Annotated in this window: 11 protein-coding genes; 7 read left to right on the forward strand and 4 right to left on the reverse strand. The window is 62.0% G+C overall.

Translation table 11 applies throughout. The annotated features are described in order from the left end of the window. On the forward strand, positions 1 to 392 hold a 392-nt coding region (locus tag GIW04_RS19490; RefSeq protein ID WP_236479138.1), incomplete at its 5' end, for a substrate-binding domain-containing protein. A 67-nt stretch (positions 393 to 459) separates the two neighbouring features. Here GIW04_RS19490 and GIW04_RS19495 read toward each other — a convergent pair. Further along, a complete protein-coding gene (locus tag GIW04_RS19495; protein ID WP_120248095.1) occupies positions 460 to 918 on the reverse strand; it encodes an Hsp20 family protein in 459 nt (152 codons plus the stop codon). A gap of 226 nt (positions 919 to 1,144) precedes the next feature. Here GIW04_RS19495 and GIW04_RS19500 point away from each other — a divergent pair, with 226 nt between their 5' ends. Next, positions 1,145 to 1,573: a glycine zipper domain-containing protein gene (locus GIW04_RS19500; RefSeq protein WP_003191547.1), complete on the forward strand. Its 429-nt coding sequence runs from the start codon at positions 1,145 to 1,147 to the stop codon at positions 1,571 to 1,573. 121 nt (positions 1,574 to 1,694) lie between these two features. Here the strand turns inward: GIW04_RS19500 and treS are convergent, their stop codons facing one another. Beyond that, positions 1,695 to 3,758, reverse strand: coding sequence for a maltose alpha-D-glucosyltransferase (gene treS, locus GIW04_RS19505; protein WP_120248096.1), 2,064 nt, complete (start codon positions 3,756 to 3,758; stop codon positions 1,695 to 1,697). Between the two features lie 185 nt (positions 3,759 to 3,943). Next, positions 3,944 to 4,732 carry an AraC family transcriptional regulator gene (locus GIW04_RS19510; protein WP_003191551.1) on the reverse strand — a complete coding sequence of 263 codons (789 nt, stop codon included), beginning with the start codon at positions 4,730 to 4,732 and terminating at the stop codon, positions 3,944 to 3,946. A gap of 187 nt (positions 4,733 to 4,919) precedes the next feature. Between GIW04_RS19510 and GIW04_RS19515 the strand changes: the two genes are divergently transcribed. The 5 genes from GIW04_RS19515 (at position 4,920) to GIW04_RS19535 (ending at position 11,424) form a co-directional block, all read left to right on the forward strand. Next, positions 4,920 to 6,545: an APC family permease gene (locus GIW04_RS19515; protein WP_003191553.1), complete on the forward strand. Its 1,626-nt coding sequence runs from the start codon at positions 4,920 to 4,922 to the stop codon at positions 6,543 to 6,545. An 11-nt stretch (positions 6,546 to 6,556) separates the two neighbouring features. After that, positions 6,557 to 7,483 carry a 4-hydroxyproline epimerase gene (locus tag GIW04_RS19520; protein WP_120248097.1) on the forward strand — a complete coding sequence of 309 codons (927 nt, stop codon included), beginning with the start codon at positions 6,557 to 6,559 and terminating at the stop codon, positions 7,481 to 7,483. Positions 7,484 to 7,520: 37 nt separating this feature from the next. Continuing rightward, positions 7,521 to 8,468 (forward strand): dihydrodipicolinate synthase family protein, encoded by a 948-nt coding sequence (locus GIW04_RS19525; protein ID WP_003191556.1) that lies wholly within the window; start codon positions 7,521 to 7,523, stop codon positions 8,466 to 8,468. A gap of 134 nt (positions 8,469 to 8,602) precedes the next feature. Then, positions 8,603 to 10,174, forward strand: coding sequence for an aldehyde dehydrogenase (NADP(+)) (locus tag GIW04_RS19530; RefSeq protein ID WP_120248099.1), 1,572 nt, complete (start codon positions 8,603 to 8,605; stop codon positions 10,172 to 10,174). A 2-nt stretch (positions 10,175 to 10,176) separates the two neighbouring features. Further along, entirely contained in the window at positions 10,177 to 11,424 is a 1,248-nt protein-coding gene (locus GIW04_RS19535; protein WP_120248100.1) for an NAD(P)/FAD-dependent oxidoreductase, read from the forward strand. A gap of 23 nt (positions 11,425 to 11,447) precedes the next feature. Here the strand turns inward: GIW04_RS19535 and GIW04_RS19540 are convergent, their stop codons facing one another. Continuing rightward, complete coding sequence (locus GIW04_RS19540; protein WP_044274164.1) at positions 11,448 to 12,431, reverse strand: GlxA family transcriptional regulator; 984 nt, start codon at positions 12,429 to 12,431, stop codon at positions 11,448 to 11,450. Positions 12,432 to 13,199: the final 768 nt, after the last annotated feature.

Below are 13,199 nucleotides of genomic sequence, written 5' to 3' on the forward strand. Positions count from 1 at the left end.
ACGACACCCGCCACTTCCACTTCGAAGGCACCCAGATGAGCTGGGAAGAAGCCGCCGAACTGCCTCTGGGGATGATCAGCAATGGCATGCACTACCGAAAATCCATCGACCTGAGTTTCCGCAGCCGCGGTCTCGATCCCCAGCCGATTCTGGAAAGCGACTCCACCTATCAACTGTTCCAGGCCATTCACGAAGGCTTCTGCTGCGCGATCATGCCGTTGGACAGCGGCCTGGAAAGCCCGATTGAGAACCTGGCGTTTATCCACCTGCCGGATGCCAGCGTCCTTGCCCCCCTGGGCATGGTGATGCGCAAGACCGAACCGCGCTCGGCCATCGCAGAAAAATGCTTTGCCGAGGCCAGGCAGTTGTTTGCGCCCAATACCCAGGCTTAGCGGGCCTGGGTTTGCAGCGCACACAAAAAAGGCGCTCCGCAGAGCGCCTTTTTTACCGCCGATTGTTTTACTGCAAGCTGACCTGACGCAGTTCAGGTTTGACCTCGCCACCAATCATGATGCGTTTTGGCTTGGCCTCTTCAGGCACTTCACGCAGCAAGTCGATGTTGAGCAAACCGTTGGTCAGGGATGCGCCACGTACTTCGATATGGTCCGCCAAGCGGAACGACAACCTGAACGCACGTTGGGCAATGCCCTGGTGCAGGTAAGCGACCTTATCGTCGGTTTCGCGTTTACCGCCAGAAACCGTCAATACACCCCTCTCGACCTGGATATCCAGATCCTCCTCGGTCAGGCCAGCCACGGCGATGACAATGCGGTACGCGTCGTCACCGTGCTTTTCCACATTGTGAGGTGGATAGGAATTCGGAGCCTCGCTGCGCAGCGCCGACTCGAACAGGTCATTGAAGCGATCAAAGCCCACCGATTGACGGAACAGTGGGGCCAACGACAGGGTAGTAGCCATTTTAAAATCTCCTGAGTTTCTCCAAGTGATTTAGTACGCGACCCGGATTCGGCATCGCGTGATCAAAAATTTATGGACGCGCAAAAGGAATTCAAGAGGGTTGATAAAAATTTTCTTGCGCAAGGGGCGAACACCGAAACCCTAGTGCGGCGGCCTGTGCTCTAATCACATTGCCAGGCGTGCTTTACCCCGTGAGCGCCTGAGACAGCCCTTGAGGTACAAAAAAATGAAAATGACATTCCCGGCCCTGGCATTGGGCATCCTGATCTCCCAAGGCGCCCTGGCCGCTGGAGATGGTACCGCCGCGCTGGGCGGCGGTGTAGGCGGCGTGTTGGGCAATGTGGTCGGCCAACAGCTCGGTGGCTCGACCGGTGCAGCCATCGGTGCAGGCGTAGGTGGCGCAGCCGGGAGTGCGGTGGGTGCGCAAAAGGGCAACAAGACCGAAGCGGCGATTGGCGGCGGTTTGGGCTCGGCGGGCGGCTCGCTGATTGGTAATCGCCTGGGCGGTAGCACCGGGTCGACCATTGGCGCGGGCGTGGGCGGCGCAGCCGGCGGCGCGTTGGGTAACAACCTGGCCGATGACGAGAGCGGTCATCGCTCAAGTGGTGGCAAGCACAAAGGCAACAAGCATAAGCACAAGAACAAGCACCACTGATCGTCTGGTTTACCCTGTAGGAGCGAGCTTGCTCGCGAAAAACTCACAGACGCCGCGTTTATTCAGGAAGCACGCGTTATCGTTGACGTTTTTCGCGAGCAAGCTCGCTCCTACAGGCGATTTACATCGGCGTGCTGCTCACCACCCGCAACGCCAGCCCTTCATAAGCGTCCAGCGTGATCGTGAACGCGCCCTCCTCGGTCAAATCTCCCTCCACCCGCTCATTGATGATATCTACCACCGGCCCCGGTGCGATGTTGGGCAGGTGCAAGGTTTCGGTGATCGGCGTGGCACCGAAGTTCAACGCAGTGATTTGCGTGCCCTTACCCGCCGGCAGTTCGTGAACCATGATCAACAAACCGGGATGCTCGACATCCGGCACCAGGATCTGCCGGCTGGCGGCGATGTCGTAGGCGCGGCGCACGGCGAGGATTTTTTGCAGTTGGGAGGCAAAGGACTCTGGATCCTGCAGTTGGCTGTTCAGGCTGCCATACAGGCTTTTGGAGCGCGGCATTTGCCCCGCCGACAGCTCGGCGTCGGGGTTCAGGTCCACCAGATCATAGGCGCCACGGTGGATCCAGCGCGTGTCGCCATCGGCCATCAGGTGCGCCACGTCTTCGGCCGCCAACGGCAGTGCGCCCACCAGGTCCCAGCCGGACAAGGCAAACACCCCAGGTTGCATGGCGTTGTACATCACCAGCAGCAAGTGGATCTGGCGAATCTGCTGGATATCCGCCGGGGTGATCGCCTCCAGGTTACGAATACCCAGGGCTGCGGTGATGATACTGGCGGTGGTGCAGGACACGCCGTTGGTCACGAACTTGAGGTTATACGGCGCATGTTCGCCGGTCAGGCGTTCGTACATCTGCTCGCGGATATGCTCGCGCAGGATGTTGCCGGGGAAGGTCTGCCCCTGGAACATGAAGCTGTCGTGGGCGTGCAGCGTCCAGAAGTGCACCAGTTCCAGGGTCAGTTCATCGTGGTTCTGTAGCGCGTGGATCAGCGATCCTGGGTCGATACCCAGCGTGTGCATCTGGCGCAGCATCAGGCGCAGAAATTCTGTGTCGCCCATCAACAACGCGTGCTGGTAGGCAGGCCGGGTGATGAAATCATAGGACAGGTCGGCGCCGCCATGGGACATGGAGGCGATGTCGTCCACAGTCAGGTTGAGTTCCTGGAAACTGAAACCACCGGCCTTGCGAATCGCCCCGCCGAGCAACTGGTTGCCGGTGATCGACAGCGGGTGGCTTTCCGACCAGGCCGTACCGTCCAACTTGCGCTCTACACCGAGAAACCCGTTGGCGTCCAGGCGCAGGATCTTCGCGCCCATCACATCAATGGCGTGCAGCGCGTCGCCGATGATCATCTGCTGAGCCGCGAACGAGGGATCCAGCCAATTGAGCGACGGCTGGCCTTCCTTGAAGTAATGCAGGTACACCCAACGCCGTGGTTTGCCGTCTACGCCGACCACTTGCGGCGTGGCGCTCCAGTCAGTTTCCTTTACCCCCGGCTCGAAGAAGATCACCCGCTGCAACTGGCCGACGATGTAGTGCTTGTCGCGCAGCGCATCCACCTCTTGCGGGCTGAGGTTCTGTGCATCGCGGCCTTCGGCGACATCCGGCAGCAACGACCAGTCTTCCTCACGGATTTCCACCATATGGTAGAGCCCCGGATAGTCCTCATAGGCCATCTCAGCCAGGCGAAAGTCCGCGCCCTTGCCGGTATGGGACGGGATCACGTCGTCGATGATCACCGCATTGTGCGCGGCGGCCATGCGCGTCAATGCCTGTAACTGCGCCTCGGTGCCCAGTTGCGGGTCGATGTCGAAGCTGATGCGGTCGAAATTGCCGTCGATGGTCGGCGTGTGCTCGGTACCAGACAAGCCACCGGACTTCTTCAACGGGCCGTTGTGAATGCCTTGGATGCCAATCTTCGACAGGGTATGCCACAGGGTTTCGTCCCCCAGCGCTTCCAGTACGGTGCCGCCTTCGCGGGTGACAATCGACGCGGGGTAGGCAGTGAACCACACGGACGATAAGGCTGAAGCGTCACGCGGCCGGGTCTGCGCATAGGGCTGCTGCCACAAGCGCCCTTGCCCCGAATAAAGCTTGGCCCGCTGCCGCGCTGCGTGGAGCATGGAATGTTGCACCAGCCAGTTCACATGATCGTTATTCGCCGCGGTCATAAGCTCGGTACCTGTCGTGGTGAAAAGGGTCGGTGTAAGCATATGAGGAGCGTGGGCGCCATTCGTTGCATCGCAATAGAACGCTTACCCTGTAGGAGCGAGCTTGCTCGCGAAAAACCCACAGGCGCCGCGTTGATTCAGGACGCCCGCGTTATCGTTGAGGTTTTTCGCGAGCAAGCTCGCTCCTACAGAAGACATTCACCTGCGCTGCCGCCTTGCGTGGCTTGCCGGTACTGCCTCGGGGTGAACCCGGTAGAAGACTTGAACTGCCGGGTAAACGCACTGTGGTCGGTATACCCGCATTGCAGCGCCACCTCGGTAATCGGCAACTCGGTATGCAACAACCGCCGGGCATGTTCCAGCCGGACTTTCTGGATCATTTGCCGGGGCGTGAGGTGGAACACGCGCTTGCAGTAGCGTTCCAGTTGCGCCACGGAAATCCCGGCGATGCGGGTCAATTCACCCAGGGTGACGCGGCGGTTGAAGTGGCTGCGGATGTGTTCGTCCACCGCCGCCAGGCGCTGATAGGCCGGGTGGGTTTCGCTGGCTGATTGCAGGTCTACCGAGATCCCGGCCAGGCCGATGATCGCACCGAGCCGGTTGTACAGCGGCCACTTGTGGGTCAGGCACCAGCCGGGTTCGCGGGTGCCGTAGAGGTGCAATTCGAGTTGGTCTTCCAACACCAGGCCCTGCCTCAGCACACGACGGTCCTGTTCGGTATAGCCGGGGCCCAATTGCGCGGGAAACACTTCGGCGCTGGTCTTGCCCAGCAGCGGTTGCAGCTGCTTGAGGCCGCAGCGTTGCACCAGGGTACGGTTGGCGAGCACGTAGCGGGCGTCGATGTCCTTGATGAAAATCGCGGCATTGGGCAGTACATCAAGCATCGGCAGCAACTGCTCTACCCCGCTCAATAACTGCTCGATGCTGTGGGGTCGGCTGCCCTGGAAAAGGCTCGCGAACGCGCTCTGCAACATGACTTTATCTGCCCTTTTATTCGTCGACAGCCAGCAGATTGCGCCATGGGGCGAGCGCTGTCGAGCGCGGCAAATTGTGCTGAATTCGTCATCCATCGCCGCATAAAACATCAATCCTCAGCCAGGCCTGTGGGTTCAGGATAGCGCCACTGCATGCCTATCCAATAACTCACAAGAAGGCGCCGCTATGTCAGGCCAAGGCAAGTTCAAGAAACAGCTGTCACTGATGGACCTCACCTTTATCGGGTTGGGGGCCATCTTCGGTTCGGGTTGGTTGTTCGCCGCCAGCCACGTGTCTGCCATCGCAGGCCCGGCGGGGATTTTTTCCTGGTTGCTCGGTGGTTTCGCCGTGCTGCTGCTGGGCATTGTCTACTGCGAACTCGGCGCCGCCCTGCCCCGCGCCGGTGGCGTGGTGCGCTACCCGGTGTACTCCCATGGCCCGCTGCTGGGCTACCTGATGGGCTTTATCACGCTGATCGCGTTTTCCAGCCTGGTGGCGATTGAAGTGGTCGCCTCGCGCCAGTATGCGGCAGCCTGGTTTCCCCAGCTGACCAAGGCCGGCTCCAGCGACCCGACCACCCTGGGCTGGCTGGTGCAATTTGCCTTGCTGTGCCTGTTCTTTGTGCTCAATTACCGCAGCGTGAAGACCTTTGCCATCGCCAATAACCTGGTGAGCGTGTTCAAGTTCATCGTGCCGTTGCTGGTGATCGGCGTGCTGTTCACCTTCTTCAAGCCTGCGAACTTCCAGGTGCATGGCTTTGCACCGTTCGGCTTGTCGGGCATCGAGATGGCCGTGTCCGCAGGCGGGGTGATCTTTGCCTATCTGGGGCTCACGCCGATCATTTCGGTGGCCAGCGAAGTGAAAAATCCACAGCGCACCATCCCCATCGCCCTGATCCTCTCGGTCCTGCTGTCGACCGCCATTTATGTGCTGCTGCAAACCGCGTTCCTCGGCGGCGTGCCTACCGAAATGCTCGCCAATGGCTGGGCCGGCATCAGCAAGGAACTGGCCCTGCCCTATCGCGATATCGCCCTGGCGCTGGGCGTGGGCTGGCTGGCCTACCTGGTGGTGGCCGATGCGGTGATCTCCCCCAGCGGCTGCGGCAATATCTACATGAACGCCACCCCGCGCGTGGTGTATGGCTGGGCGCAGACCGGCACCTTCTTCAAGGTCTTCACGCGCATCGATGAAAAGTCCGGCATCCCGCGCCCGGCGCTGTGGCTGACCTTTGGGCTGTCGGTGTTCTGGACCTTGCCGTTCCCGTCCTGGGAAGCGCTGATCAACGTGGTGTCCGCAGCCCTAATCCTCAGTTATGCCGTGGCCCCGGTGACGGTCGCTGCCCTGCGCCGCAATGCACCCGACATGGCGCGCCCGTTTCGGGTCAAGGGCATGGCGGTGCTGGGCCCGCTGTCCTTCATCATCGCTGCGCTGATCGTGTACTGGTCGGGCTGGAGCACGGTGTCCTGGCTGCTGGGCCTGCAAATCCTGATGTTTGTGGTGTACCTGTTGTGTGCACGCTGGGTGCCGACCGCGCACCTGAACCTCAAGCAACAAGTGCGCTCTTCGGCCTGGCTGATCGGCTTCTACGCCGTGACCATCCTGCTCTCCAAACTCGGCAGCTTTGGCGGCATCGGTGTGATCAGCCACCCGTTTGACACCCTGGTGGTGGCGGCCTGCGCCCTGGGCATCTACTACTGGGGCGCCGCCACCGGCGTGCCCGCCCATTTGGTGCGCCTGGAGCAGGAAGAGGATGAAAGCGAAGCCGTCAGCGACGCGCACTACAGCGCCCCACTGTCCCCGACCACCCACTGATGGAGCGCCTTATGAAACGGCTGCACGTGATTGACTCGCACACCGGCGGTGAACCTACGCGCCTGGTCATGAGCGGTTTCCCCGCGCTGGTTGGCGACACGATCGCCGGCCAACTGGAACACCTGCGCACCCACCACGATCAATGGCGCCGCGCCTGCCTGCTGGAGCCACGGGGCAACGATGTACTGGTGGGCGCGCTGTACTGCGCGCCCGTCACGCCGGGGGCGACCTGCGGGGTGATCTTCTTCAACAACGCCGGCTACCTGGGCATGTGCGGCCACGGCACCATCGGCCTGGTTGCCTCGCTGCACCACCTGGGGCTGATCCAACCGGGCGTGCACAGCCTCGATACGCCGGTCGGCCCGGTCGCGGCCACCTTGCACGACGACGGCAGCGTGACCCTGCGCAATGTGCCCGCTTACCGCTATCGCAAACAGGTGCCGGTTGAGGTGCCTGGGCACGGCGTGGTGCTGGGCGACATCGCTTGGGGCGGCAACTGGTTCTTCCTGGTGTCGGACCACGGCCATGAGTTGCAGATGGATAACGTGGAGGCCCTGACCGACTACACCTGGGCGATGCTCAAGGCCCTCGAAGCCCAAGGCATCCGTGGCGCAGACGGTGCGCTGATCGACCATATCGAACTGTTCGCCGACGACGCCCACGCCGACAGCCGCAACTTTGTGATGTGCCCTGGCAAAGCCTATGACCGCTCCCCCTGCGGCACCGGCACCAGCGCCAAGCTCGCCTGCCTGGCCGCCGACGCAAAACTGGCCGCAGGAGAACCCTGGGTACAAGCCAGCATCACCGGCAGCCAATTCCTCGGCCGCTATGAGTGGGACGGCGAACGCGTACGCCCCTTCATCACCGGCCGCGCCTACATGACCGCCGACGGCACCCTGCTGATCGACGAACAAGACCCGTTTGCCTGGGGCATCTGAGCCCTTGATCAATTCAACTGAAACCGGAGTTAGCACCATGAGCGACAACATCTTCACCGGCTGCATGCCCGCCCTGATGACCCCTTGCACCGCCGAGCGCCAACCAGACTTCGACGCCCTCGTCGCCAAGGGCCGCGAGCTGATCGACATCGGCATGAGTGCCGTGGTGTATTGCGGTTCCATGGGCGACTGGCCGCTACTCACCGAGGCCCAGCGCCAGGAAGGCGTGGCGCGCCTGGTGGCGGCGGGTGTGCCAACCATCGTCGGCACCGGTGCGGTGAACAGCCGTGAAGCCGTATCCCACGCAGCCCATGCCGCCAAAGTCGGCGCCCATGGTTTGATGGTGATTCCCCGCGTGCTGTCCCGAGGTGCTTCGGTCACTGCGCAAAAGGCCCACTTTGCAGCGATCCTCAACGCCGCCCCCAACCTGCCGGCGGTGATCTACAACAGCCCCTACTACGGTTTCGCCACCCGCGCCGACCTGTTCTTCGAACTGCGTCGCGAACACCCGAACCTGATCGGCTTCAAGGAGTTCGGCGGCGCCGCCGACCTGCGCTACGCCGCCGAAAACATCACCTCCCAGGATGATGATGTGACCCTGATGGTCGGCGTCGATACCCAAGTGGTCCACGGCTTCGTCAACTGCAACGCCACCGGCGCCATTACCGGCATCGGCAATGCACTACCACGCGAAGTGCTGCAACTGGTAGCCCTGAGCAAAAAGGCCGCCAAGGGCGATGCCAAGGCGCGTCGCCAGGCCCGCGAATTGGAAGCTGCGCTAGCGGTGTTGTCATCGTTCGACGAGGGCTGCGACCTGGTGCTGTATTACAAGCATTTGATGGTGCTCAACGGCGACCAGGGTTACGCCCTGCACTTCAACGAAACCGACGCGCTCAGCGCGGCCCAGCGCCGCTATGCCGAGCAGCAATACGCGCTGTTCCGCCAGTGGTATGCCAACTGGTCGGCAGAACAGAACGCCGCTTGATTCTTTGTAGGAGCGAGCTTGCTCGCGAAGAACGTTAACGATAACGCGCTCACCCTGAACGAACGCGTTGTAGGCACGTTTTTCGCGAGCAAGCTCGCTCCTACAACACCTCTTTTGTTTTCCAGGATTTCACCATGACTCTGACAGGCAAGCTGCTGATCGGTCAGCAATCCATATCCGGCCATCGCGATGCGATCCGCGCGATCAATCCCGCCACCAACGCCCCACTGGAACCCGCCTACGCTGGCGGGGATGAGCAGCACGTAGAACAGGCCTGCGCACTCGCGTGGGCCGCGTTTGACGCTTACCGCGAAACCCCCTTGGCAGATCGCGCCACGTTGCTTGAAACGATCGCCACCCACATCGAAGCCTTGGGTGATGAGCTGGTCGAACGCGCCTGCGCCGAAACCGGCTTGCCTCGCGCACGCATTGAAGGTGAACGCGGCCGTACCTGCGGGCAACTGCGCGCTTTTGCGCGCACCGTGCGCCTGGGCGAATGGCTCGACGTGCGCGTCGATACCGCACAGCCCCAGCGCCTACCTCTGCCCCGCGCCGACCTGCGCCAGCGCCATATCGCTCTGGGCCCGGTGGCGGTGTTCGGTGCCAGCAACTTCCCTCTGGCGTTCTCCGTGGCGGGCGGCGATACCGCGTCGGCCCTTGCCGCCGGTTGCCCAGTGATCGTCAAGGCCCATAACGCCCACCCCGGCACCAGCGAACTGGTGGGCCGCGCCATCGCCAGAGCGGTAAAACACTGCGGCTTGCCGGAGGGTGTGTTTTCACTGCTCTATGGTGCGGGTAACGAGGTGGGTATCGCACTGGTGAGCGACCCGCGCATCAAGGCTGTGGGCTTTACCGGTTCGCGCAGTGGCGGCATTGCCCTCTGCCAAGCGGCGCAGGCACGCCCGGAGCCGATCCCGGTGTACGCGGAAATGAGCTCGATCAACCCGGTATACCTGTTTCCTGCTGCACTTGAAACTAGGTGCGAAGCCTTGGCCGAAGGGTTCGTGGCGTCGCTGACCCAAGGCGCCGGCCAGTTCTGCACCAACCCTGGCCTGGTGATCGCCCTGCAAGGCGCCGCTCTGGACCACTTTATTCAGTCTGCCAGTGAGCGGCTCTCGCGTTGCCCGTCCCAGACCATGCTCACACCGGGTATTTTCAGCGCCTATGAAACCGGCGTGAAGGCCCTGGCCCAGCACGCCAACATCGCCGCCAAGGGCATGCCAGCGACCGGGCCGAACCTGGGCCAGGCCCATCTGTTCGTGACCCAGGCCGAGGCGTTCCTGAACAACGAACAGCTGCAAGCCGAAGTATTCGGCGCCGCCTCGCTGGTGGTGGCATGCCGCGATGTCGAGCACATGCGCCAGGTGTCCGAACACCTGGAAGGCCAACTCACCGCCACCCTGCAGATGGATGACTCAGACCTGCCCCAGGCACGGGCGCTGCTGCCGGTGCTGGAACGCAAGGCTGGGCGCCTGCTGGTAAATGGCTGGCCAACCGGCGTAGAAGTGTGCGACGCCATGGTGCATGGCGGGCCCTTTCCGGCGACTTCGGATGCGCGCAGTACCTCGGTGGGCACGGCGGCTATTCTGCGGTTCCTGCGCCCGGTGTGTTATCAGGATTTCCCGGACGCCTTGCTGCCCGCCGCCCTACAACACGACAACCCGCTGCGGTTGCGGCGCCTGCTCGACGGCCAACGAGAAGCATAACCATGGCCGATCCCAATCAAGCAGACATCGTAGTGGTCGGCGCCGGCATTATCGGCGTCGCCTGCGCCTTGCAGTTGGCACGCCAAGGCCGGCGAGTCGTCGTGCTCGACGCGCAGGCACCCGGCATGGGCGCCTCCTACGGCAACGCGGGCCACCTGGCGACGGAGCAAGTCTTCCCCATCGCCGACCTGTCAATCCTCAAGCGCTTGCCCGCCATGCTCCTGGACCCCATGGGCCCACTGCGCCTGGACTGGGCCTACCTGCCCCGCGCCCTGCCCTGGTTTATCCGCCTGCTGTTGAACCTGCGGCCAGCGCGTTATCAGCGCACCGTGGCCGGCCTTCGCGCGCTGAACGAAGGCAGCCTGGGCGCGTGGCAACGCTTGCTGCAATCGATTGGACAAGCTCAATTGCTGCGTGAAGACGGTTCGCTATTGGTGTTTGAGCGCGCCGAATCCCGCGCTGCACTGGATGCAGTGCAGCAACGCATGAGGCAGCAAGGCGTCGCCGTGGAGTCCTGGAGCGGCGATGCGGTGCGCAAGGCTGCGCCGCAACTGAGCGACGCCATACAAGGCGGTTTGTTCTTCCCGGCTACCGGACACTTTCTGGACCCGTACACGGTGGTTGGCGAACTGGTGAACGCAGCCAAGGCCGAGGGGGTGCAATTTCTTCAGCAGCGGGTTCTGGATGCGCGCCTGGAGGGCAGCGGCGTTTCCCTGATGACCGACCAAGGCGTAATGACAGCGCAGCAAGTGCTGATCGCCTGCGGCGCCCATTCGGCCAAACTCACCGCCGCACTCACCGGCAAACAGGTGCCACTGGACACCGAACGCGGTTACCACCTGATGCTGCCCCACGAACAACAGCGCCTGCCATTCGCGGTCACTTCGCTGGAGCGCAAATTCATCATGACGCCCATGACCGGTGGCCTGCGCCTGGCCGGCACGGTCGAATTCGCCGGCCTCGACCGCCCGGCCAATATGCAACGCGCCTGGCAGCTGCACCGGTTGAGCAAAGGGCTGTTCCGACACGACTTGAGCCACAGCGAAGCCACACCCTGGATGGGGTTTCGCCCTTCCCTGCCCGACTCACTGCCAATCATTGACCGGGTGTGCAAGGGCAAGGTACTGCTTGCGTTCGGTCACCAGCATCTGGGGCTGACACAAGCAGCGGTGACGGCCGAGAGGGTTGGGCAGCTTGCGGCGGGTGAGCGTGTGCCAGAACTACAGCCTTATCGGCTGGATCGTTTCTGAAAACACCGAAAACCAAATGTGGGCTACTTGACCAACCGCTTCTCTTTGGAGGGGCGATAGCCGAAATAAGCGCTGTAGCATTTGCTGAAATGGCTCGGCGAGACAAACCCGCACGCCACCAGCACATCCACCTGGGATAACTCGGTGTGCTGCAACAGGCGTCGCGCTTCAGTGACGCGCAGTTCCATGTAGTAGCGTTGCGGCGTGGTGCCCAGCTGTTCTTTGAACAGGCGTTCCAACTGGCGGCGGGAACGGCCGGCGTAGACGGCGAGTTGATCGAGTTCCAGAGGCTCTTCGAGGTTGGCGTCCATCAACTTCACCACCTCGCGCAACGGCGCGCTGACACACATGTTTTCGGTGGGTTTGATGCGGCGGTAGCGCGACTCTTCGAACGCCAGGATATCTTCGATGCCTTCAACCAAGGCTTTGCCATGCAGGCTCTTGATCCAGTCCAAGGCCATATGGAAAGCCCCCGAGGGGCTGGACGCAGTGAGGCGATCGCGGTCGATCACGTAGGGCTCGCTGGTGACCTGCGCCGCCTTGGACACTTCGGCCAATGCCGGGCGATGCTCGGGATGGATGGCACAGCGGTAACCCTGCAACAGCCCCGCACGCCCGAGGAACCACGAGCCGTTCCACAAACCGGCGAGGCGCACGCCCGCTTCACCCGCGCTGCGCAGCCATTGGATAAACGGCTCGCTGGCCTTGAGTTCGGTGCGAAAACCACCGCAGATTACCAGCAGGTCCAAGTCCTGCAACGTCGCCAGCATCAGGTTCGCATCCGGGCGAATGACCAGGCCCAGGTCGCTGATGACTTCGCCCTCACCCCAGCCGAAGGTGCGCGTAGCGAACAGATCGGGGCGCAACAGGTTGGCGGTCACCAGCGTATCGAGGGTCTGGGTAAAGGCCGGAAGCGAAAAGTGTTCGAGCAGCAGGAAACCGACACGGGTGACCGAGGTTGATTGCTGGGGGTTATCACTGAGGTAGCGCAGGTTCTTGCCTTGCATGCCACCGCTGAACTGGCGTCTTTCCATCGAGGGTCGGCCCACGCTTATTGTTGTGCAGTGGGCGCTATCTTAGGGGCAAATGCAGTGGCTGTCTCAGGTGACGCTCAGGGCGGGTAGCGGCCATGGCGCTGATCTTGATAAAAACTGTTTGCTTGAAAAGCCACGGCCCAGGCGCTGCGCGGTGATCTGATACGGTTTTTTCTTTTCGATCTGCGCCTGTATTGAAAACCGCTTGAGGCGGACAATAGCCCCATCCCGACATTCCTGTCGTCCCCTTCCCCTCGGAGGCCTTATGACCAAGATGGCGATTTTCCTGTTTGGCTTTTTGGTGTTGACCATTGGTATTGGTATGTTGGCGACCATCTCACCGGTCTAAGCCCGCGCTACTTCCCCTGTGGCGAGGGAGCTTGCTCCCATGACGGCCTCATACCCGACGCTTATCTACCTGACGCCCCACGATCCAACTGTGGGAGCTGGCTTGCCTGCGATGGCGGCCTGACAGCCGCCATCTATCCATCTGACACCCCGCGATCCTACTGTGGGAGCGGGCTTGCTCGCGAAGGCGGCCTGGCAGGCGACACAGTTGGATTGTGTGCATATCCATTGCTGCGGTAACGGCTACTTAGGGTTCCGCTCTGACAGCGGGTCACTTTGGAAAAGCCCCAAAGTAACCAAAGGGCTCTTGCCCCACCACTCGGCACCTCGCTTAGGCTCGGTGTGCCCGTAATCCGCCAGTGATTTGGGGGGCCGCCGCCACGCGCCATCCAT

The organism is Pseudomonas sp. PA-4-8C, assembly GCF_021606625.1.
In the GTDB taxonomy this organism is placed as follows: domain Bacteria; phylum Pseudomonadota; class Gammaproteobacteria; order Pseudomonadales; family Pseudomonadaceae; genus Aquipseudomonas; species Aquipseudomonas lactis.